At 69.8% G+C, this 21,298-nt stretch carries 22 protein-coding genes; 5 read left to right on the forward strand and 17 right to left on the reverse strand.

What is annotated here, in order from left to right; genetic code table 11:
* Nucleotide 1: 1 nt before the first annotated feature.
* The 10 genes from rmuC to KXR53_RS04130 form a co-directional block, all read right to left on the reverse strand.
* A complete protein-coding gene (gene rmuC, locus KXR53_RS04085; protein ID WP_437373658.1) occupies nucleotides 2-1,354 on the reverse strand; it encodes a DNA recombination protein RmuC in 1,353 nt (450 codons plus the stop codon).
* Between the two features lie 42 nt (nucleotides 1,355-1,396).
* Nucleotides 1,397-2,671, reverse strand: a complete 1,275-nt coding sequence (gene eno, locus KXR53_RS04090; protein ID WP_437373660.1) for a phosphopyruvate hydratase — start codon at nucleotides 2,669-2,671, stop codon at nucleotides 1,397-1,399.
* A complete protein-coding gene (locus KXR53_RS04095) occupies nucleotides 2,668-3,132 on the reverse strand; it encodes a type II toxin-antitoxin system VapC family toxin (protein WP_437373662.1) in 465 nt (154 codons plus the stop codon). Before KXR53_RS04095 ends, eno begins: the two co-directional genes overlap by 4 nt.
* The gene (locus KXR53_RS04100; protein WP_437373664.1) at nucleotides 3,129-3,371 is read right to left on the reverse strand and encodes a type II toxin-antitoxin system Phd/YefM family antitoxin; all 243 of its coding nucleotides are present in this window, start codon (nucleotides 3,369-3,371) and stop codon (nucleotides 3,129-3,131) included. The genes KXR53_RS04095 and KXR53_RS04100 overlap by 4 nt, the downstream gene beginning before the upstream one ends.
* 69 nt (nucleotides 3,372-3,440) lie before the next feature.
* Complete coding sequence (locus tag KXR53_RS04105; RefSeq protein WP_437373665.1) at nucleotides 3,441-4,439, reverse strand: phosphotransferase family protein; 999 nt, start codon at nucleotides 4,437-4,439, stop codon at nucleotides 3,441-3,443.
* 7 nt (nucleotides 4,440-4,446) lie between these two features.
* Nucleotides 4,447-5,175: an SDR family NAD(P)-dependent oxidoreductase gene (locus KXR53_RS04110; RefSeq protein WP_437373667.1), complete on the reverse strand. Its 729-nt coding sequence runs from the start codon at nucleotides 5,173-5,175 to the stop codon at nucleotides 4,447-4,449.
* A gap of 91 nt (nucleotides 5,176-5,266) precedes the next feature.
* Entirely contained in the window at nucleotides 5,267-6,268 is a 1,002-nt protein-coding gene (araD1, locus tag KXR53_RS04115) for an AraD1 family protein (RefSeq protein ID WP_437373669.1), read from the reverse strand.
* A 7-nt stretch (nucleotides 6,269-6,275) separates the two neighbouring features.
* The gene (locus tag KXR53_RS04120) at nucleotides 6,276-7,052 is read right to left on the reverse strand and encodes an SDR family NAD(P)-dependent oxidoreductase (protein ID WP_437373671.1); all 777 of its coding nucleotides are present in this window, start codon (nucleotides 7,050-7,052) and stop codon (nucleotides 6,276-6,278) included.
* Between the two features lie 55 nt (nucleotides 7,053-7,107).
* Nucleotides 7,108-8,856: an IlvD/Edd family dehydratase gene (locus tag KXR53_RS04125; RefSeq protein WP_437373673.1), complete on the reverse strand. Its 1,749-nt coding sequence runs from the start codon at nucleotides 8,854-8,856 to the stop codon at nucleotides 7,108-7,110.
* A 29-nt stretch (nucleotides 8,857-8,885) separates the two neighbouring features.
* Nucleotides 8,886-9,761 carry a FadR/GntR family transcriptional regulator gene (locus tag KXR53_RS04130; protein WP_437373675.1) on the reverse strand — a complete coding sequence of 292 codons (876 nt, stop codon included), beginning with the start codon at nucleotides 9,759-9,761 and terminating at the stop codon, nucleotides 8,886-8,888.
* A gap of 341 nt (nucleotides 9,762-10,102) precedes the next feature.
* Here KXR53_RS04130 and KXR53_RS04135 point away from each other — a divergent pair, with 341 nt between their 5' ends.
* Both KXR53_RS04135 and KXR53_RS04140 read left to right on the forward strand, forming a co-directional pair.
* Complete coding sequence (locus KXR53_RS04135) at nucleotides 10,103-10,999, forward strand: aldose 1-epimerase (RefSeq protein WP_437373677.1); 897 nt, start codon at nucleotides 10,103-10,105, stop codon at nucleotides 10,997-10,999.
* Nucleotides 11,000-11,259: 260 nt separating this feature from the next.
* A complete protein-coding gene (locus KXR53_RS04140; protein ID WP_437373679.1) occupies nucleotides 11,260-12,327 on the forward strand; it encodes a saccharopine dehydrogenase family protein in 1,068 nt (355 codons plus the stop codon).
* A 63-nt stretch (nucleotides 12,328-12,390) separates the two neighbouring features.
* Here KXR53_RS04140 and KXR53_RS04145 read toward each other — a convergent pair whose 3' ends face one another.
* From KXR53_RS04145 to KXR53_RS04170, 6 genes are all read right to left on the reverse strand, one after another.
* Nucleotides 12,391-12,720: a type II toxin-antitoxin system RelE/ParE family toxin gene (locus tag KXR53_RS04145; RefSeq protein ID WP_437373681.1), complete on the reverse strand. Its 330-nt coding sequence runs from the start codon at nucleotides 12,718-12,720 to the stop codon at nucleotides 12,391-12,393.
* 5 nt (nucleotides 12,721-12,725) lie between these two features.
* A complete protein-coding gene (locus KXR53_RS04150; RefSeq protein ID WP_437373683.1) occupies nucleotides 12,726-12,998 on the reverse strand; it encodes a type II toxin-antitoxin system Phd/YefM family antitoxin in 273 nt (90 codons plus the stop codon).
* 72 nt (nucleotides 12,999-13,070) lie between these two features.
* Nucleotides 13,071-13,742 (reverse strand): fused DSP-PTPase phosphatase/NAD kinase-like protein, encoded by a 672-nt coding sequence (locus KXR53_RS04155; RefSeq protein WP_437373685.1) that lies wholly within the window; start codon nucleotides 13,740-13,742, stop codon nucleotides 13,071-13,073.
* An 80-nt stretch (nucleotides 13,743-13,822) separates the two neighbouring features.
* The gene (locus KXR53_RS04160) at nucleotides 13,823-14,575 is read right to left on the reverse strand and encodes a Bax inhibitor-1/YccA family protein (RefSeq protein WP_437373687.1); all 753 of its coding nucleotides are present in this window, start codon (nucleotides 14,573-14,575) and stop codon (nucleotides 13,823-13,825) included.
* 136 nt (nucleotides 14,576-14,711) lie between these two features.
* On the reverse strand, nucleotides 14,712-17,231 hold the full coding sequence (locus KXR53_RS04165; RefSeq protein WP_437373689.1) for an ABC transporter permease: 2,520 nt from the start codon (nucleotides 17,229-17,231) through the stop codon (nucleotides 14,712-14,714).
* A complete protein-coding gene (locus KXR53_RS04170) occupies nucleotides 17,228-17,986 on the reverse strand; it encodes an ABC transporter ATP-binding protein (RefSeq protein ID WP_437373691.1) in 759 nt (252 codons plus the stop codon). The genes KXR53_RS04165 and KXR53_RS04170 overlap by 4 nt, the downstream gene beginning before the upstream one ends.
* On the opposite strand from KXR53_RS04170, the gene KXR53_RS04175 reads away from it, so the two are divergent.
* Nucleotides 17,985-18,668, forward strand: a complete 684-nt coding sequence (locus tag KXR53_RS04175; RefSeq protein WP_437373693.1) for an arylesterase — start codon at nucleotides 17,985-17,987, stop codon at nucleotides 18,666-18,668. The genes KXR53_RS04170 and KXR53_RS04175 overlap by 2 nt on opposite strands.
* A 4-nt stretch (nucleotides 18,669-18,672) precedes the next feature.
* On the opposite strand, the gene KXR53_RS04180 is transcribed toward KXR53_RS04175, so the two are convergent.
* The gene (locus tag KXR53_RS04180; protein ID WP_437373695.1) at nucleotides 18,673-19,095 is read right to left on the reverse strand and encodes a hypothetical protein; all 423 of its coding nucleotides are present in this window, start codon (nucleotides 19,093-19,095) and stop codon (nucleotides 18,673-18,675) included.
* 22 nt (nucleotides 19,096-19,117) lie between these two features.
* Between KXR53_RS04180 and KXR53_RS04185 the strand changes: the two genes are divergently transcribed.
* Together KXR53_RS04185 and KXR53_RS04190 are read left to right on the forward strand one after the other, a co-directional pair.
* On the forward strand, nucleotides 19,118-20,158 hold the full coding sequence (locus KXR53_RS04185) for an aldo/keto reductase (protein ID WP_437373697.1): 1,041 nt from the start codon (nucleotides 19,118-19,120) through the stop codon (nucleotides 20,156-20,158).
* Nucleotides 20,159-20,308: 150 nt separating this feature from the next.
* Nucleotides 20,309-21,196 (forward strand): LysR family transcriptional regulator, encoded by an 888-nt coding sequence (locus KXR53_RS04190; RefSeq protein WP_437373699.1) that lies wholly within the window; start codon nucleotides 20,309-20,311, stop codon nucleotides 21,194-21,196.
* The last annotated feature ends 102 nt before the right edge of the window (nucleotides 21,197-21,298 follow it).

The raw sequence follows: 21,298 nt of genomic DNA on the forward strand, positions 1-21,298 counted from the left end.
GCTATGGCGTCTCTTCCTCCGCTGCCGCCGGCATCTCCGCCTCGGGCGCGTCGAGCTCCAGAACCGGCCGGGCGCGGTCCATCGGCAGCTCCTCCACGTCGCGCAGCTTGCGGTGGATGGCGCGGCTGCGCACGCCGATCTGGTGGATCACGTTCTGGCCCTCCTGCAGCTTCTTCTCGACCTTGGCCATCAGCTCGCCATAGGTGCGGAACTCGGTCTTCACCGCGCCCAGAACCTGCCAGATCTCGGCCGATTTCTGCTGGATCGCCAGGGTGCGGAAGCCCATGCGCAGGCTGGACAGGAAGGCGCCCAGCGTCGTCGGCCCCAGGATGGTGACCCGGTGCTGCTCGCGGATGGATTCGCGCAGGCCGGGCCGGCGCAGCACCTCGGCGAACAGCCCCTCGGTCGGTACGAACAGCACGGCGAAGTCGGTGGTGGTCGGCGGGCAGATGTACTTCGTGGCGATCCGCTTGGCCTCGTCCCGCAGCCGCCGCTCCAGCGCCGTGCCGGCCTTGGCCGCGGCCTCGGCGTCGCCGGCCTCGACCGCCTGGATCAGCCGCTCGTAATCCTCCTGCGGGAACTTGCTGTCGATCGGCAGCAGCACGCCCTCGGGCAGGCGGATGGCGAACTCCACCGTCTCGGTCGAATCCGCCCGCGGCCGGGCGTTGCGCACCAGCTGGTCCTCGGTCAGCACCTGCTCCAGCAGGGCGTCCAGCTGCTCCTCGCCGAAGGTGCCGCGGGTCTTCACGCCGGACAGCATCTTCTTCAGGTCGCCGACGCCGCCGGCCAGCACTTGCATCTCGCCCAGCCCCTGATGCACCCGCTCCAGCCGCTCGCTGACAGTCTGGAACTGGGACTGCAGCCGCGCCTCCAGCGTCGCCTGCAGCTTCTCGTCGACCGTGGCCCGCATCTGCTCCAGCTTCGCCTCGTTCTCCTTCCGCAGCGACTGCAGGTTCTGGTCCAGCCGCTCGCGCAGCCGGTCCTGGCTCTGCGCCATCGATTCGGACAGGGCCTGCAGCCGGGCGGCGACGGTGTCGAGGCGGGTCTGCTGGGTCTCGCCGATCGCCTTCATGGCGCCGGCCAGGGTCTCGCCGGTGTGGCGCAGCGACGCCGCGATCTCCTGCCGCTGCCGGCTGTCGCGCGCCTCGGCCGAGGCCTCGATGCGCCGCTCCGAGGTCTGCAGCTCCTGCTCCACCCGCGCCAGGTCGCGGCGCAGATCCTCGATCGCGCCGGTCAGCGGCGCGAAGTCCGGCCGCGGCCGCCGGAACAGCGCCACCAGCAGGATCAGGACGGCGACGCCGAGGATCACGAGGCCGAGGATGCGCAGGTCGATCGAGGCGAGGTCGAAGCTCATGGACTCATCCGGTTGCGGGCAGGGCAGAACAGCCCAGATGGCCTACCCGCGCAAGACGCTTCGGCCGGCGAAGCTGGCACGGCCGCCCAACTCCTCCTCGATCCTGAGCGCCGCGTTCCATTTCGCCATCCGCTCCGACCGGGCGAAGGACCCGACCTTGAGCTGGCCGACGCCCCAGCCGACGGCCAGGTCGACGATGGTGGTGTCCTCGCTCTCGCCCGAACGGGCGGAGACGATGCCGCCCAGGCCCGCGGCCTTTGCCGTCTCCCAGGCCGCCTTCGTCTCGGTCAGGGTGCCGCGCTGGTTCGGCTTCAGCAGCACGGTGGTGCAGGCCTTGGCCACCGCGGCGTCGCGCACCCGCGCCGCGTCTGTGACCAGGAAGTCGTCGCCCACCACCTGCACCCGGTTGCCGATCGCGGCGGTGATGGCGCGGAAGCCGGCGGCATCGTCCTCCGCCACCGGGTCTTCGACCGAGACGATCGGCCAGCGCCAGGTCCAGCCGGCGACGAGATCGACCATCTCGCCGGTGTCCAGCTCCTGCCCCTGGAAGCGATAGCGGCCGTGCCGGCCGAATTCCGAGGCGGCGATGTCGAGCGCGATCGCCACCTCCTCGCCCGGCCAGCGGCCGGCCTTCTCGATGGCGCGGACCAGCATGTCCAGCGCCTCCGCCGCATTGGCGAAGTCGGGCCAGAAGCCGCCCTCGTCGGCGACGCCATGCAGCTTCCCGGATTCGGCCATCAGCGATCCCGCCGCGCGGTAGATCTCGGCGGTCCAGTCCAGCGCCTCGGCGAAGCTGCTGGCGCCCGGACAGACCACCAGGAAGTCCTGCACGTCCAGCCGCCGCCCGGCATGGGCGCCGCCGCCGAAGATCTGGATCTCGGGCAGGGGCAGCAGGGTGGCGTCCCCGCCGCCCAGATGGCGCCACAGCGGCAGGCCGGCGGCGGCCGCGGCGGCGTGGGCCGCGGCCATCGACACGGCGATGATGGCGTTGCCGCCCAGCCGGGCCTTGTTTGGCGTGCCGTCGAGATCGATCAGCACCCGGTCCAGCCCGGCCTGGTCGGCGGCGTCGAAGCCCACCAGAGCCCGGGCGATCTCGCCATTCACCGCCGCGACCGCACCCTGCACGTCATGGCCGCCGAAGGCCGCGCCGCCGTCGCGCCGGTCCAACGCCTCGCCGGAGCCAGTGGAGGCCCCGGCCGGGGCGATGGCGCGGCCGACGGCGCCGCCCTCGAGGCGGATCTCGGCCTCGACCGTCGGCCGCCCCCGGCTGTCCCAGACGCGCCGGCCGCGGATCGCGGCGATGGTGGTACGGGTCATGGTCGTTCACCTTCCTGGGCAGGCGGAGCGCCGAAGGGATCCATTGTAGGGACGCCGAGCGGCTCGAAGTGGCGCAGATTGCGCGTCAGCAGCGTCAGATCGCGGGTCAAGGCGATTGCGGCGATCGCGACATCGGGAAAGCCCGGATGGCGGCCCGCCGCGACGGCTACATCAGCGAGGCTGCCGGCCATCCGGGCGGCGGTCGTGTCGAAAGGCAGTATCCGATTTCCATAGCCTGTGATCAGGCCATCAAGCCAGGTACCCAGATGCTCGGCTCGCGCGGTCCCGCCGGATCGGCGCAACTTGCGGATCCCGGCTTCGATCTCGGCAATTGCGATTGTCGGGATGAACAGTCGGTCGGCTTGCTCCCGCAGCCAGTTGTCCTGCTGCTTGGGAATCGGCGGTTTGCCTGGCGCAAGACTGGAGATCACCGAGGTGTCGAACAGGTAGCCGTGAGTCACAGATCGGCCGGCCGCAAGGGAGTCTGGTCCCGGTCCACCTCCAGCGGGCCCGGAAAGTCGAGCAGATAATCCGCCAGACTCGGCTTGTCATCGCCATAGAGGCGGCGGCCGTCCTCGACCGGCACGACCATGGCGGCGGGCCGACCATGCTTGGTAATGATCGTCGCCTCGCCGTGTTCCGCCGCCTCGACGATGGCGGAAAGTCCGGCTTTGGCATCGCGGAGATGCAGCGTCTTCATCGCTTTCGTCTTCCGTGACCACATGTAGTCACAATAGGCATTCACGTTGATCGCTTCAAGAAAACCTCGTCACGAGTCCAGCTCCTGCGCCCAGGCGGCGCGGATTTCTGCTAGCGTCTCCGGCGGGGCCAGCAGCAGCGCCCGGGCCACCCGCCGGACCCGGTCCTTCTGCGCCGGGTCGGTCAGGTATTCGACCGGCGACTTGCCGTCGACCCGGGCCAGGAACAGGCCGGGCAGCAGCCGGGCGGCGCGGGCCTCGAAGGCATCGGCCGGCTCCCAGTCCACGCCGGCGAGATAGGCCGCGGTCAGTGCGTCGAAGCAGGCCAGGAAGTCCGGCGCCGAGGCCGGCCGCCACAGCCCCTTCAGCAGCAGATGGTTCAGGCAGAAGGCGAGGTCGAAAGCCGGGTCGCCCCACCAGGCACATTCGGCGTCCAGGAACACCGGCCCCTGCGGCCCGACCAGGATGTTCTTCGGGCTGACATCGCCATGCACCAGGGCCCGTTTGGTCGTCCGCGTGGTCTCGACAAGCGCGTGTAAGGCGTGGGCGCAGTCCGGATGCACGGCCGCCGTCGCCACCAGATAGGGCTCGAGCCGGATATCGTAGAAGATCTCGTCGGTCGGGAACTCCGCCGCCAGCTCCGGCTTCGCCGCCGTGGCGGCATGGATGGCGACAAGGCGCCGCCCGACCTCGGCGGCGAAAGCCGGATCGGCGATGCCGTCGCGCAGCTGCGCCTTCCACACCGGATGGTCTTCCGGCGCCAGATAGGCCATGACCAGGGCGCCGGCCGCCTCGTCCTGGCCGAGCAGCTTCGGCACCGCCGCCGGAACGATGCCGGCCGCGACCTGCATCCAGCGCGCCTCGTAGAGGTTGCGCACCACCGGCGCCCGCCAGTCGGCGGCCACCCGCAGCTTGGCCAGGGCGCGCTTGACGCAGATCGGGCCGGAGGCGAGGTCGACCCGGAAAATGTCGGAGGAGACGCCGCCGGTCAGCGGGATGAAGCGCGGCGTCTCGTCCGGCCCGGCCAGCCCAATCCGGCGCAGCGCCGCCAGCAGGTCCGGGTCGGCCATCGCCGGCTCAGTAGGTGGCGCGGCCGCCCGACAGGTCGAAGACCGAGCCGGTGGTGAAGCTGTTCTCGGCCGAGCACAGCCAGGCCACCATCGACGCTGCCTCCTCGACCTTCAGGAACCGGCCGCGCGGGATGCGCGACAGCATATAGTCGATATGCTCCTGGCTCACCTGCTCCAGGATCCGGGTCTTGGCCGTCGCCGGGGTGATGCAGTTGACCGCGATGTCGTGGCCCGCCAGCTCCTTGCCCAGCGACTTGGTCAGGGCGATGACGCCCGACTTAGCGGCGGAATAGGCGCTGGCGTTGGGGTTGCCCTCCTTGCCGGCGATCGAGGCGACGTTGACGATGCGGCCGTAGTTGCGGGCGATCATGCCCGGCACCACCGCCCGGCAGCAGTAGTAGACGGCGTTCAGGTCCAGCTCGATCACCTGGCGCCAGATGTCGATCGGGTAGTCCCAGGTCTTCACCGAGGGGCCGGCGATGCCGGCATTGTTGACCAGGATGTCGATCCGGCCCTGGGCCTCGGCCGCGGCGGCCACGGCGGCGGCGTCGGTGATGTCGATGGCGATGCCCTTGGCGCCGATCGCCTTGGCCGTCGCCTCGACCAGGGCCTGGTCGCGGTCCCACAGCACCACCTGGGCGCCCGAGGCGATGAAGCGTTCGGCGATGGCCCGGCCGATGCCCTGCGCCCCGCCGGTGACCACGGCCAGCTTGCCGTCGAGATCGATCCTGTTCATCCGCGTTTCCCCTGTTCCGCCTGAGGCGGCGTGTTTGCCCTGTCCTGAGTGTCGCAGCCGGGTCGAGCCCGGCCGCGACAGGGGAGAGAGCCTACAGCGCCCGGACCGTCACCGTCTCCTCCGCCGCGCGCGCGAGGGGGTTGCGCAGGGCGCGGCCGAAGGCGGCGGCCTCGATCTCGAAGCGGTCGCCCGGCTCCGGCTTGATACCGTCGGTGACGCTCAGCGTCGCGGTGCCGAAGAAGTGCAGATGCACGTCGCCCGGCCGGCGGAACAGCCCGTATTTGAAGTGGTGGTGCTCCAGATTGGCGATCCAGTGGCTCATATTGGCCTCGCCGCTCAGGAACGGCTTCTCCCAGATCGTCTTGCCGCCGCGGGTGATGCGGCTCATGCCGCGCACGTCCTCCGGCAGCGGCCCGACCAGCAGCTCCGGCCCGACCGAGCACTGGCGCAGCTTGGAATGCGCCAGCAGCAGATAGTTCTGCCGCTCCAGGATGTGGTCGGAGAACTCGTTGCCGATGGCGAAGCCGACGCGCCAGGGCGTCCCGTCCGGTCCGACCACGTAGCAGCCGGTGATCTCCGGCTCCTCCCCGCCGTCGAGGGCGAAGGCCGGCATGGTCAGCGACTGCTCGCCGGCGACCACGATCGACCCGTCGCCCTTGTAGAACCACTCCGGCGCGACGCCCGGCCTGCTGCCGTCCCGGCCGCCCTCCGGCTTGCCGCCGGCGATGCCGTCGCGGAACATCTTCATGCTGTCGGTCAGCTTCTCGGCCTCACCGAGAGTCTTGTGCATCTGGTCGCGGGCGTCGGCGCTGCCGAGATGGGTCAGGCCGGTGCCGGTGACGTAGCAATGGGCCGGGTCGGGATGGTCGAGCGGCGGCAGCAGCCGCGCCTCGGCGATCACCGCGTCGTAGGACTCGGTGCCGGCGCCCTCATCGGCCGCGACCAGCTCCGCGATCGTCTTGCGGGAGCCGATCGCCGCCTGGGCCAGCTCGTAGGTGGTATCGAAGGCGGAGAGGAGCTTCAGCGTATCGCCTTCGCCGACGACGCCGACGCGCCGCTCGCCGGCCTTGGTGCGCAATTGGATCAGGTTCATATCCGCCTCACAGTCCCGACGCCCAGCCGGCGTCCACAACGAAAGTCTGGCCGGTGCACATGGCGCTGTCGTCCGCCGCCAGCCACAGGGTCATCTGCGCCAGATGCACGGGCAGCACCTGGTCGGGGATGCACTGCCCCTTCCGGCGCTCCTCATCCGCCTCCGGCGTCAGCCACAGGTCCTTCTGGCGCTGGGTGATGACCCAGCCCGGCATCACGGTGTTGACCCGGATGTATTGCGGGCCCCAGTCGCGGGCCAGGCCGCGGGTCAGCCCCTCCACCCCCGCCTTGGCGGCGGTGTAGGCCGGCATGCCGCCCTGGCGCAGCCGCCAGGAGACCGAGCCGAAATTGATGATCGACCCGCCGCCAGCGTCCCGCATCCCAGGCTGAACTGCCTGGGCGGCGAAGAACTGGTGGCGCAGATTCACCGCCATGCGCTCGTCCCAGTAATCGGGCTCGACCGTCTCCGGCGCGTGGCGTTGGTCGTGCGCCGCGTTGTTGATCAGGACGCGGATCGGCCCGATCGTCTGCTGCGCCTCGGCCACCGCCGCGCGCAGATCGGCGATGTCGCGCAGGTCGCAGCGGCGGAACCGAGGCACCGCCAGCCCTTCGGCCTTCAGCCGGGCGACCAGGGCGGTCGACGCCTCCTCGTTGATATCGACGAAGAACACCCGCGCCTGCTGGCGGCAGAGATGCTCGACGATGCTCTCGCCGATGCCGCTGCCGCCGCCGGTCACGAAGACCGGCTTGTCGCGCAGCGACGGATAGATCGCGTATTCGGTCATGATGCCTGTCTTCAAGGAAAGGGCCCGCCCCCGCCGGGACGGGCCCGGATCGTGCTCAGTGGCTGTCGCGCGGCACGGCGTGGCCGCGGCAGCCGACTAGGAAGTCCAGGTCGGCGCCCTTGTCGGCCTGCATCACGTGCCGGATGTACAGCTCCTGGTAACCGCCCTTCATCGTCGGCTCCGGCGGCGACCAGCGCTTGCGCCGCTCCGCCAGCTCCGCCTCCGGAACGTCGAGGTGCAGCCGCCGGTTGGCGACGTCCAGCTCGATCATGTCGCCGTCCTGTACCAGGGCCAGCGGGCCGCCGGCCGCCGCTTCCGGCGCCGTGTGCAGCACCACCGTGCCGTAGGCGGTGCCGCTCATGCGGGCGTCGGAGATGCGGACCATGTCGCGCACGCCCTTCTTCAGCACCTTCTGGGGCAGCGCCATGTTGCCGACCTCGGCCATGCCCGGATAGCCCTTCGGGCCGCAGTTCTTGAGCACCATGATGCAGGTCTCGTCGATGTCGAGATCCGGGTCGTCGACGCGGGCCTTGTAGTGCTCGATGCTCTCGAACACCACGGCGCGGCCGCGATGCTGCATCAGCTCCGGTGTCGCAGCGGAAGGCTTCAGCACCGCGCCGTCGGGCGCCAGGTTGCCCTTCAGCACGACGATGCCGCCCTGCTTCACCAGCGCATTGTCCCAGGGGCGGATCACCTCCGGGTTCCAGTTGGCGGCGTTCCTGACGTTCTCCCACATCGTCTTGCCGGCGACGGTCGGGGCGTCCTTGAACAGCATGCCGTTCTCGCCCAGCGCCCGGGTCACCGTCGGGATGCCGCCGGCGTAGTAGAAATCCTCCATCAGGAAGCGGCCGGACGGCATCAGGTCGACCAGCGTCGGCACGTCGCGGCCGTAATCGTCCCAGTCCTTCAGCTTGAAATCGACGCCGACGCGGCCGGCCAGGGCCAACAGGTGGATGACGGCGTTGGTCGACCCGCCGATGGCGCCGTTGACTCGCACCGCGTTCAGGAAGTTCTCGCGGGTCAGGACTTTCGAGATGCGCAGATCCTCATGCACCATCTCGACGATGCGCCGGCCGGACATATGGGCGATGACGTAGCGACGGGAATCGACTGCCGGGATCGCGGCGCAGCCGGTCAGGCTCATGCCCAGCGCCTCGGCCATCGAGTTCATGGTGCTGGCCGTGCCCATGGTCATGCAGTGGCCGGCGGAGCGGGACTGCGCGGCCTCGGCCTCCATGAACTGCTGCAGGCTCATCACCCCGGCCTTGACGTCGGCGTCGAACTGCCAGACGGCGGTGCCAGAGCCGATGGTGCGGTCCTGATAGCGGCCGTTCAGCATCGGGCCGCCGGAGACGACGATCGCCGGGATATCGCAGCTGGCGGCGCCCATCAGCAGCGACGGGGTGGTCTTGTCGCAGCCGGTCAGCAGCACGACGCCGTCGATCGGGTTGGCGCGGATCGCCTCCTCGACATCCATCGCCGCCAGGTTGCGGTACAGCATCGCGGTCGGGCGCAGATTGGTCTCGCCGGTCGAGAACACCGGGAATTCGACCGGGAAGCCCCCCATCTCCCAGATGCCGCGCTTCACATACTCGGCCAGCTTGCGGAAATGGGCGTTGCAGGGCGTCAGCTCGGAGAAGGTCTGGCAGATGCCGATCACCGGCCGGCCGTCGAACAGATGGTCCGGCAGCCCCTGGTTGCGCATCCAGCTGCGGTGCAGGAAGCCGTCCTTGTCATGCGGGCCGAACCAGGCGGAGGAACGGTAACGTTTCTTGTTGTCGGCGCTGCCGGCGTCGTCAGCCATCACGATGGTCCTTGTTGGCTAGGCTGGAGTCAGGAAGTCGGGGCGATGTGCGACAGGGCGCGGCGCATGTCCGCCGCGGTCTCTTCGAGCAGGATCCGCATCGCCTGGCGCGCCGTCTCCGGCTCATGCGTCAGGATGGCGTCGCGCACCGCGCGGTGGCGCGGCAGCGACACCTGCAGCGCCCCGGGCTCGTTGCTGGTGATACGGAAGCTCGACGCCATGGCGGTTTCGATCAGGGAGCCGAGCGGCTGCAGGAACTCGTTGTTCGACGCCGCCAGGATGGACTGGTGGAAGCGCAGGTCGGGTTCGATCGAGGCGTCGCCGTCCGGCGCCGCCTCCATGTCGGCGAAGGCGCGGCCGATCGCCTGGCGCTGCGCCTCGGTCGCGCGCTCGGCCGCCAGGGCCGCGGCCGCGGGCTCAATGATCTGGCGGATCTCCAGCAGGTCGTGGGCCAGGCGCTCGGTCGGCTGGGTCGCGAACTGCCAGGCCAGCAGATCCGGGTCCAGCATGTTCCACTCGTCGCGCGGCCGCACCCGCGTGCCGGTCTTGGGCCGGGATTCGACCAGCCCCTTGGCCGCCAGCACCTTGATCGCCTCGCGCAGCGCGGTGCGGCTGACCGAGAACTGGATCGACAGGTCGGATTCGTTCGGCAGCACCGTGCCGGGCGGGATGTCGCCGCGCACGATCCGGGTGCCGATGTCATAGGCGATCTGGCCGTGCAGCGAGCGGCGGGAGAAGGTCTTGCTGCCCTGGCGCTGGTCGGTGGCGCCCGTACGGGGGGCAGCACGCCGCTCCTCGTTGCGCCGCGGCGCCGGGCGCGGCGGCACCGTCGCCACATCCGCCTGGGCTGGCATCACCGCCACCGCGATCGATCCTTTCCCGAGAGGTGCGTTCGGGTCGGACATCTGTTTCCCCTTTCCTGCTGCCGGTCAGACGCGGCCGAAACCGCTCGGGCACCGCAGTGTCCCGGCTCCGGCATCTTCCGTCGGTCCGACGATCTCGTTCCGGCCGATGCGCAGGTCAGGGCCGCGCCGGGCAGCAGTGCCACGGGCTGTCCGCATGCCGTCCGCGCGAACGACATTGTTACCGCTCTTCTCGACCACGGCCTTTCCTCAGCGGCGCGATCTGGCTTGCCGACCGCGCTCTTTGCTATTCATCATACAAATGGAGTATTGAGCCCTCGGCGGATCGGCGTCAAGCATTGCCGAACATTGCTGAAAAAGGGCAGCTGGAACGGGAGGATGGAATGACGTTCGAGACGGTGCAACTCCGGGCCGGGGACAGCGGGGCCGATATCGTGCCGGCGATCGGCGGTGGCATCGCCGGCTGGTGGACCGGCACCGGCGCGGCACGGCACGACTGGCTGCGGCCGGCCGGCGCGGCGGCGCTGGCGGCGGGCGACCCGCTCGGCCTCGCCAACTTCCCGCTGACCCCCTTCTCGAACCGGATCCGCGAGGGCCGCTTCCGCTTCCGCGGGCGCGAGGTCGTCCTGCCGCTGAACACGCGCGAGCGGCACCAGCTGCACGGCCATGGTTGGCAGCGGCCCTGGTCGGTGCGGGAGCGGTCGGCGACCCGCTGCGTGCTGGTCGACAACTATACCGCCGATGCCTGGCCGTTCCCGTACGAAGCGCGGCAGGAGTTCGAGCTGACCCCGGCCGGCTTCGACCTGGTGCTCTCGCTCGAGAACACGGGCGACGAGCCGATGCCGGCGGGGCTGGGGCAGCATTTCTACTTCCCGCGCACGCCGGGGACGACCATCACGGCCGGGATCGAGCGGATGTGGCGCAACGATGCCGAGGTGATGCCGCTGGAGCTGGTCGAGCCGCCGCCGGAGAGGGACTTCCGGCGCGGCGTCCGGCCGGCCGCGGTGCGCATGGACAACCTCTTCACCGGCTGGGACCGCCGGGCGGTGATCGACTGGCCGGAGCATCGCGCCCGGCTGGTGATGGAAGCCGATCCGCCCTTCGACTTCCTGGTCTGCTACTCGCCGGACGATCCCTATGTCTGCGTCGAGCCGGTCAGCAACGCGACCGATGCCTTCAACCTGGCCGAATCCGGCCGCACCGACACCGGCATGGCAGTGCTGCAGCCCGGCGAGGTGCTGCGCGGCGTCGTCCGGCTGCGGCCGGAGCCGATCGCGTAGGTTGGGTTCGCCGAGGCGAACTCAACCTACCTCACAGGAATCAGTGTTGAATGGCTCCGGCCTCACAAATTCTGATCGGCTAATTATCTTTCCCTCTTTCTCCGATCCTCCGGCGACTCGAAGGTCGCCCGGCCTCTTGGCGCACCTTCCGAACGGCTGAACGCAAGGCTTTCTGCGGCTTTCCGGCGGGTGTAGAGACGGCGCCATCCGCACCGCCCCGGCACCGACCGTCCGGGGCGTCCGTCTGAAGGAGAGGCGTCATGACCAAGGTTCTGCTGCTCGGCGGCGGCAAGATCGGCACCTGCATCACCGCCCTGCTGACCGCCACCGGCGACTACGATCTCACCGTCGGCGACCAGGACCAGGGCACGCTCGACCGGCTCGACGCCGGCGTCGCCAAGCGCCAGCTGCGCTTCGACGACCCGCAGGCACTGCGCGACGCGGTCTCCGGCCACGACGTCGTGATCTCGGCCGCGCCGTTCCACCTGACGCCGCTGATCGCCGAGGCGGCGAAGGACCGCGGCGCCCATTACTTCGACCTGACCGAGGACGTCGAGAGCACCCGCCGGGTCAAGGCGCTGGCCGAAGGCGCGAAGACCGCCTTCACTCCTCAATGCGGCCTGGCGCCGGGCTTCATCTCGATCGTCGGCTACGACCTGGCCAAGCGCTTTGACGAGCTGCACACGCTGCATATGCGCGTCGGCGCCCTGCCGGTCTATCCGTCGAACGCTCTGAAATACAACCTGACCTGGTCGACCGACGGGCTGATCAACGAGTACTGCAACCCCTGCGAGGCGATCCATGAGGGCGAGCTGCGCGAGGTGCTGCCGCTCGAGGGCATGGAGCACATCTCGCTCGACGGCATCGACTACGAGGCGTTCAACACCTCGGGCGGCCTCGGCACGCTGTGCGAGACGCTGGCCGGCAAGGTCAAGTTCCTGAACTACAAGACCGTGCGCTATCCGGGCCATCGCGACATCGTCAAGATCCTGGTCAACGAGCTGCGGCTGTCGCAGCGCCGCGACATCCTGAAGGACGTGCTCGAGGCCTCGATCCCGATGACCAAACAGGACGTGGTCCTGATCTTCGTCACCGCCTGGGGCAAGAAGGAGGGCCGGCTGATGCAGGAGACCTACGCCAAGAAGGTCTACGCCAAGGAGATCGCCGGCCAGCTGTGGAGCGCCATCCAGGTCACGACCGCGGCGGGCATCTGCGCCATGGTCGACCTGCACCGCGCCGGCAAGCTGCCGCAGCAGGGCTTCGTGCGGCAGGAGCAGGCGAACCTCTCCGACTTCCTGGCCAACCGCTTCGGCCAGCACTATGCGTAAGAACCGGGTTTAGGGACGGAAACGAGAAAGGGCACGGCTAAACCGTGCCCTTTCGATTCAGGATCAGGGTGCGCCCAGCAGCCGGCGCTGCAGCAGCCGCTGCACGTCGCGACGTCCGTCCATGACGCAGTGGACGACAACGACGCCGTCATCGACCTGGTAGACGATCCGATAGGGCTTGAAATGCGCCTCGCGGAACTCGGTGATCCCGAGGGCCTGCAGCTCCTTCGGGATATTGCCGGGCGAGGGCAGGGTTGCCAGGCGCTCGATGGTCTCTCCCAAAGAGCGGAGAACCCGGCGGGCATTCTCGGCCGAATCGTGCTCGGCGATGAAGTCCACGATGTCTTCAAGATCGCGCTCCGCCCCGCGCAGCACGATCACTGGCAGGGGCATGCGGGTCAATCTTTGAGGCGCGAGCGGAGATCGGCAAAGACCTCCCCGGCCGGCCGGAATTGGCCAGCGTCATATTCACGCTCGCCCAGGGCGAGGATCTTCAGCAGCGCCAGCGTCTCCTGGGTCTGCTCATAGCTGTCGATATCCTGCAGCACCGCCTTGGCTTCGCCGTTGACGGTGATGATGAACGGCTCCTGCCCCTCCTTCAGCCCTTGAATGACCTCCGGGGCATGGGCCTTCAGGTAGCTGATCGGCTTCACGCGGTCGGACAGCTTCACGGCGGCATCTCCGGGTCGATCCGAATAAGGTCTGAATTTAGGCCGACCCCGATCCGCGGTAAAGCCGCCGCCTCACTCCCGTCCCAGCAGCCGGTCGACGATGATGGTGGCGATGCCGCTCGGGGTGAAGGAGGCGCGTACCGCCCTGCGGTCGTAGCCCTGCTCGACCCAGTCCCAGAAGCCGATCGGCTCGCGTGCGTTGGCCTCGGCATAGGCCTCGATGAAGCGGTCCAGCACGCCGGTCGGCGACTTCTTGAAGTGCAGGTAGCGCCAGTGCAGCTGCTTCAGCGCCTCGGCCGCCGGGCGGTTCCCGCGGGTGATCAGGTACAGCGCCGCCATCAGCCCGGCGCGGTCGGAGCCGGACTTGCAATGGAACAGGATCGGGTGCTCCGCCGCCTCCAGCGTCTGCCGGATCTGCCGCAGCACGCTCAGCTTCGGTGCGTCGCGCGACTTGGTGGCGATGTCGATCAGGGTGATGCCGTGGCGGCGGCAGGCCTCGGCCTCGCGGCGGTAGGAGCCGCAGTCGCGCGGGCCGCGCAGATTGACGATGGTGCGGATGCCGTCGCGCGCCATGCCGCGGATCTGGTAGGGCAGCGGCTGGCCCGAACGCCAGACGCCGGGCGCGATCTCGACCCGGGTGTTGACGAAGGTCCGGAACACGCAGTGGTCGACGATCCAGCTGTCGAGCGCATCGACGAGGCGGCCTCGGCCCTTGCGAGGCTGGTCGGGAACGGCTTCGGTCATGTTCACGGGGCGATGGGGCATCCGGAAAGACGAAGCCCGGCGGATGGGCCGCCGGGCTTCGCGCGGAAGCGTCCGGTCCGTCAGTTGCGGTTGCCGAGCAGCCGCAGCAGGAACAGGAACAGGTTCAGGAAGTCCAGGTACAGGCTCAGCGCCCCCCAGACCGCGGTCTTGGTCTCGACCTCCCGGCCCAGCCCGTCGGCATACTGCTCCTTCAGCCGCTGGGTGTCGTAGGCGATCAGGCCGGCGAAGACCAGCACGCCGATGACGCTGATGACGAAGGACAGCCCGCTGGAGGCCAGGAAGATGTTGACCAGGCTGGCGATGATCAGGCCGAACAGGCCCATCACCAGGAAGGAGCCGAAGCCCGACAGGCTGCGCTTGGTGGTGTAGCCGTACAGGCTGAGGCCGGCGAAGGAGGCCGCGGTGATGAAGAACACCCGAACGACGCTCTCGCCGGTATAGGCCAGCAGCACCGGCGCCAGGCCGATGCCCTGCAGGGCCACGAAGGCCCAGTACAGCGCCTGCAGCGTCGACGCGCTCATCGAGCGGATGCCGAAGCTCATCCAGAGGATAAGGCCGATCGGCGCCAGCAGGGCGACCCAGCCCAGCCCGGTCAGGCCGATCCCCCCGAAGGCGTTGACCGCCAGGAAGGCGCCGCCGAGCGGGGTGAACATCACCAGCGCGGCGGTGAGGCCGCTGACCAGCAGGCCGCCGGCCATGTACCAGTAGATCCGCAGCATGTACTGCCGCAGACCCTCGTCGAACGCCGCACGCTCGATGGTGCGCGCGCCGGCGCCCGGAGTTGCGTAGCGGCCCTGTGGATCGAAGGCCATCTTGAAGTCCTCTAGGGTGGTGAAGAACCACGCAGCTGGAATATTGGCAGCGCAAGGCCAGGATACAACAGGTTGGGCCCGCGTCGAATGGTTCCTGACCGGCCCGACAGCTGCCCGGCGCGGCCAGCGGATGGCGCTATTCGTTCCGCAGCAGCGGCGCCGCCTTCTGGCCCAGGGCGACCCAGGTGCCGAGGAAGCCGAAGCCCAGGGTGATGGCGACGCACAGCGCGGCGGTGCCCAGCAGGGTCAGCGGCAGGAAGGTCCAGTCGATCTCCATCACGAAGGTCAGCACCGCCCAGGCGGCGACGCTGCCCAGCGCGCAGGCGATGGCGGCGGTCAACAGGCCCAGCAGGCCGTATTCGATCAGAAAGGCGCGCAGCACGTCGCCGCGGGTCGCGCCCAGCACCTTCAGCACCACCGCGTCGTAGATCCGGCGGCGATGGCCCGCCACCACCGCCCCGGCCAGCACCAGGGCGCCGGCCAGGAGGGTGACGCCGGCAGTCGACCGCACCGCCGTCCCGATCTGGGACAAGAGCGCGTTCACCGTCTCCAGCGCGTCCTTCAAGCGGACCGCAGTGACGTTGGGGAAGGCTTCGGCCACCGCCTTCTGCAGCGCCAGCTCCTCGGCCGCCGGCACCTTGACCGTGGCCAGCCAGGTGTGCGGCGCGGCCGACAGCGGCCTCGGCGACATGATCAAGGTGAAGTTGATGCCGAGCGTGCTCCAGTCGATATCGCGGATATTGGCGACCTCGGCATCGATGTCGCGGCCCAGCACGTTCACCGTCAGCCGGTCGCCCGGCTTCAGCCCCAGGGCCTCAGCGATGTCCTTGTAGACCGAGACCTTCGGCGGGCCGTCGTAATTGGCCGGCCACCACTGCCCCTGCAGCAGCTTGTCCTTCTCCGGCTTCGCCGTGGCGTAGGTGACGCCGCGGTCACCGCGCAGCCAGCTCGCCTTGCCCGAATCGACCACCGCCTTCTCGGCCGGCACGCCGTTCACTGCCACGATGCGGCCGCGCAGGCTCGGCACCTCGGCCAGGTCGGCGGCGCCGGGCGTGCCGTGGATCAGGCTGTCGAACTGCTGCTTCTGCGACTTCTGCACATCGACGAAGAAGAAGGACGGCGCCTGGTCGGGCAGGCTGTCCCGGATTTGCCGGTCCATGTTGCCCTGGATCAGCGCGATCGCCGCCAGCACGGTCAGGCCGAGCCCGAGCGACAGTACGATCTGCGGCGTCGGCGCTCCCGGCCGGTGCAGGTTGGCCAGCGCCAGCCGCAGCCCCGGCCGGCGCGGGCGGGGGGCGCGGCGGGACAGCGCCATGACGCCCAGCGCGGTGCCGGTGAACAGAAGGATGGCGGCGACGGCGCCGGCAACGAAGATCGCCGCCAGCCTCGGATCCGCCGCGGTGGCAATTGCCAGCCCGCCCAGGACGGCGGCGCACAGGCCGGTGAGGACGAAGAAGGGCGGTGCCGGGCGGGCGTGGCGCGGCGCCACCCGGTCGCGGAACAGCGCCGCGGCCGGGATGCGGGCGGCGCGGGCCAGCGGCCACAGCGAGAAGGTCAGGGCGGTCAGCAGGCCGAAGCCCGCGGCCAGCAGCAGGGCGCCGGGATAGACCCCGATCCGGGCCTCGACCGGTAGCAGCCCCTCGATCAGCGCGGCGACGGCCGAGGGCGCCGCGATGCCGATCACGAGGCCGATGGCGATGCCGAGGCCGGCCAGCACCAGCACCTGCAGCAGATAGGTCTGGAAGATCAGCCGCCCGGGCGCGCCCAGGCATTTCAGCGTGGCGATGGTGGCCAGCCGCGCGTCCAGCCAGGCGCGGACGGCATTGCCGACCCCGGCGCCGCCGACCAGCAGGGCGGTCAGCCCGACCAGGGTCAGGTACATGGTCAGCTGGTCGATCGTCCGGCGCAGCGACGGCGCCGCGTCGCGGTCGTCGCGCACCCGCCAGTTGGCATCGGCATATCGCGCCTTCAGCCGCTCGGCGAAAGCTCGGACGTCGCTGCCGGGCGGCAGCGCCAAGCGGTAGTCGTAGGACAGCATCGACCCGGGCTGGATCAGCCCGGTCGCGTCCAGCGCCGCGCGGGCGATCATCAGCCGCGGCCCGATGGCCAGGCCGCCGGCCGCCTTGTCCGGCTCGCGCGCGATGGTGCCGCGCAGCTCGAAGACCGCGTCGCCGACCGCGATCCGGCCGCCGGCCGGCAGGCCCAGCTTCGCAGTCACCTCCGGGTCGGCGACGGCGCCCCAGACGCCGTCGCGTTGCGCCAGCGCCGCCTGCAGTTCGCCGCCGCCCTCCAGCTCCATCCGGCCGTATAGCGGATAGGCGCCGTCCACCGCCTTCAGCTCGACCAGGGTCGTGGCCTCGTCCTGCGGGTTGCGGGCCATGCCGCGGGATTCGACCACCTCCGACACCCGGCCGGCCGCGTCGAACTGCGCCCGTTCCGCCGCCGTCGCCGGCTGGTACAGCCGGTGCAGCTCGATATCGCCGCCCAGGATCGCCTGGCCGTCCTCGGCGATGCTGCGGCGGATGCCGTCGGCGACCGACTGCACCGCGGCGATGGCGCCGACGCCCAGCGCCAGGCAGGCCAGGAAGATGCGGAAGCCCTTCAGGCCGCCGCGCAGCTCGCGCCGGGCCAGGCGGGCGGCGATCCGCCAGCTCATCGCAGCTTGGCCAGCACGGCAGAGGGGGCGAGGCCGGCATCGGTGATGCGGCCATCGACCAGCCGGACGACGCGGTCGCAGCGCGCGGCCAGCGCCGGGTCGTGGGTGATCAGCAGCAGCGTGGCGCTGCGCTTGCGCGTCAGCTCGAACATCAGCTCGATCACCTGCCGGCCGGTCTCGCCGTCCAGGTTGCCGGTCGGCTCGTCGGCGAGGATCACGTCGGGATCGGCGGCGAAGGCGCGGGCCAGGGCGGTGCGCTGCTGCTCGCCGCCCGACAGCTGGCCGGGATAGTGGCTCAGGCGGTGGCCCAGGCCGACGGCGCGCAGCCGCTCCGCCGCCTGGTCGAAGGCGTCGGCGAAGCCGGCGAATTCCAGCGGGATGGCGACATTCTCCAGCGCCGTCATGGTCGGCACCAGGTGGAAGTTCTGGAACACGATGCCGACATGATCGCGCCGGAACAGCGCCAGCGCGTCCTCGCCCAGCGCCGTCAGCTCGCGCCCGGCCACCGCGACCGTGCCGCGCGTCGGCCGCTCCAGCCCGCCGATCAGCATCATAAGGCTGGATTTGCCGGAGCCGGAGGGGCCGACGATCGACACCACCTCGCCGGCGCCGATGGACAGGTCGATTCCGCGCAGGATGTTGACGGGGCCGGCCGCGCTCGCCAATTCAAGATGCACATCCGTCAGCCGGATGGTGGGCGGGGCCGCCCCTCCGGCCCCGGAGCCGGCCTGCGGTGCAGGAGAAGTCCCGTCCATGCGCATCCCTTTCCGTCGACCCCGGACAGATGGCGCCGCGCGGCGCCTTTTCAATGCGGCGATCCTGGCCCTGTGCACCCTGGCCGCGGTGCCCGGCCCGGCGCAAGCGGGAACGATCCGCATCCTCGCCTTCGGCGACAGCCTGACGGCCGGCTACGGGCTGGATCCGGCGGACGGCTTCGCGCCGCAGCTCGAGGCGGCGCTGCGGGCCAAGGGCTACGACGTGAAGGTGCTGAACGGCGGCGTGTCCGGCGACACCACGGCGGGCGGGGTGGACCGGCTGGACTGGGCGCTGGCCGACAAGCCCGACCTCGCGATTGTCGAGCTCGGCGCCAATGACATGCTGCGCGGCGTCGACCCGGCGGTGACCCGGGCCAATCTCGACAAGATCCTGACCCGGCTGGGGCAGGAGAAGATCCCGACGCTCCTCGCCGGCATGCGGGCCGCGCCCAACCTCGGCCCGTCATACGTCGCGGCCTTCGAGCCGATCTTCCCGGACCTGGCCAAGGCCCATGGCGTGCCCCTCTTCCCCTTCTTCCTCGACGGGGTGGCGACGGCGACGGCGCTGAACCAGGCCGATGGCATCCACCCCAATGCCAAGGGCGTGAAGACGATCGTCGAGCGCATCACCCCGGCGGTGGTGGAGCTGATCCGCTCTGCCGGCCTGGATCGGACGGGGTGAGCGCTCAGGGATCGCGGCGGATCGCGTGGTCGATCAGCTCGACCTGCCGCCGCTTGTACCGTGTCCAACGATCCAGCCGCAGCCGATCGGTGGCGCTGAGCCACGCGACGGTGGCAGTCACGGCGAATCCGAACCCAAAAATGCCTCGGCTCACATACGGATAGAGATCCGGCCCGACCAGGCGATGCAGGGAACGCATCCCGCCGCTGGTCGGCTCCACGCCGAGCACCGCAAGTGCCAGGGCGAAGGCGGCCGCAGCGGCGAGGAGAAGCGTGGTCAGGTCGATCGGCGGACGTCGCATTGTCGTTCGGCGGCACTCGCGATGGCCCAGCATGAAGCTCGCGGCACGCACCGGCAAGGTGTGGTGGCAGCCGCATGGCGGTTCCGCCCGGCGCCGTTTCCGGCTATTAGGGAAATCGTCAGACAAACCCGATCTCCCGGAGCCCCTGATGGAACAGCGTCCGCTCGGCCGCACCGGCCTCGACGTCACCGCGATCTGCCTCGGCACCATGACCTGGGGCCGGCAGAACACCGAGGCCGAGGGACACGCCCAGATGGACTACGCGCTCGACCGCGGCGTCACCTTCTGGGACACGGCCGAGATGTACGCCGTGCCGCCGACGGCCGAGACCTATGGCCGGACCGAGGAGATCATCGGCAGCTGGTTCGCCAAGACCGGCAAGCGAAACCAGGTGGTCCTCGCCTCCAAGATCGCCGGCCCGGGCGCGCATCTCAGCTACATCCGCGACGGCAAGCCGCGGCTCGACGCGAAGAACGTCAGGGCGGCGGTCGAGGCCAGCCTGAAGCGGCTGCGCACCGACTGGATCGACCTGTACCAGCTGCACTGGCCGAACCGCTCGGTGAACAGCTTCGGCAAGCTCGGCTATGCCCACGATTCGGCAGAGGACTTCGTCGCGCCGGAGGAGACGCTGGCGGCGCTGGCCGAGGAGGTGAAGGCCGGCCGCATCCGCCATGTCGGCCTGTCGAACGAGACGCCCTGGGGCCTGATGCGCTTCGTCGAGGCATCGGACCGCCTTGGCCTGCCGCGCCCGGTGTCGATCCAGAACCCATACAATCTGCTGAACCGCAGCTTCGAGGTCGGCCTCGCCGAATGCGCCCATCGCGAGCAGGTCGGCCTTCTCGGCTACGCGCCGCTCGGCGGCGGCACGCTGACCGGCAAATATCTCGACGGCCAGATGCCGCCCGGCACGCGCCGCGCCATCGACGGCCGCAAGTCGCGCTACGACACATTGAATGCCGAGCCGGCGACCAGGCGCTATCTCGCCTTGGCGCGGGAACATGGGCTGGACCCGGCGCAGATGGCGATCGCCTATGCCCTGTCGCGGCCGTTCATGACCTCGGTGATCATCGGTGCCACCTCGATGGAGCAGCTGCGCACCGACATCGCCGCGGCGGAGGTCACGCTATCGCCGGAGGTGATCCAGGGCATCGAGGCGATCCACACGGCGTTCCCCAATCCCTGCCCTTGAGGGCTGAGCCGCCCCCGCTTTTTCTGTCATTGCCGGGCTTGACCCGGTAATCCAGTGGACGTCGACATCCTCTGGATGCCCGGGTCAAGCCCGGGCGTGACAGGATGAAGAGTCTGTTCCGTCATCCATGCAGTTCCGTATAGTCCCTGCATGGATTGGGACGATCTGAAGATCGCCTTCGCCGTCGCCCGGCACGGGTCGCTCAGCGCCGCGGCGCGGGCGCTGCGCACCACCCAGCCGACGGTCAGCCGGCGGCTGGACGGGCTGGAGCGCCGGATCGGCGTCAAGCTGTTCGAACGCTCCGCCGGCGGGCTGTCGCCGACGCCGCTCTGCGCCGCGCTGATCGACGGGCTGCAGCGGATGGAGGAGGGGGCGCTCGCGGTCGAGCGCCGGATCGCCGCGCGTGACACAGGCCTGCAGGGCCCGATCTCCGTGACCAGCCTGGACTGGCTGGGCGATTATGTGATCGCCCCGATCATGGCCCGATTCGGGGTCCAACATCCGTTGGTGGCGCTGGAGCTCTTGAACGAGCCGCGGCTGTTCAACCTGTCCCGGCGCGAGGCCGACATCGCCTTCCGCTTCGTCCCGTTCGAGCAGGAGGACCTGATCGAGCGCAAGGTGGCGGACATCGGCTACGGCCTCTACGCCTCGCCCGCCTATCTCGACCGGCACGGCATGCCCCACTTCGCCGCCGGCTGCACCGGGCATGCGGTGGTGACGATGTACGACTTCGCGGCCCGTTCGGTGCAGGCGACCTGGCTGCGGACGATCGCGCCCGAAGCCCGGGTGATCCTGCGCACCAGCGGCCTCAACTCGCAGATGGCGGCGGCGGAGGCCGGCCTGGCGATGGCGGTGCTGCCGCGCCTGCTGGGCGACGCCCGACCCGGGCTCCGCCGTCTCGACCCGCCACTGCCGGCGCCGCTGCACGCGGTGCGGATGGGGGTGCATGCCGACCTCCGCGACTCGCCCCGGATCCGCGCTTTCATCGACTTCACGGTTGCCGAGCTGAAGGCCCAGGCGCGCGAACTTAACCCTTAGCTATACGGATCCGTATGGGGAGCATACGAACCTGGGCGATGTGCCTGCACCCGGTTCCTGCCCAAATTCCGTCCATCCGGCGCCACCGACGGCGCCGGCCAA

Source organism: Inquilinus limosus, assembly GCF_051487185.1.
Taxonomy (GTDB): domain Bacteria; phylum Pseudomonadota; class Alphaproteobacteria; order DSM-16000; family Inquilinaceae; genus Inquilinus; species Inquilinus limosus_F.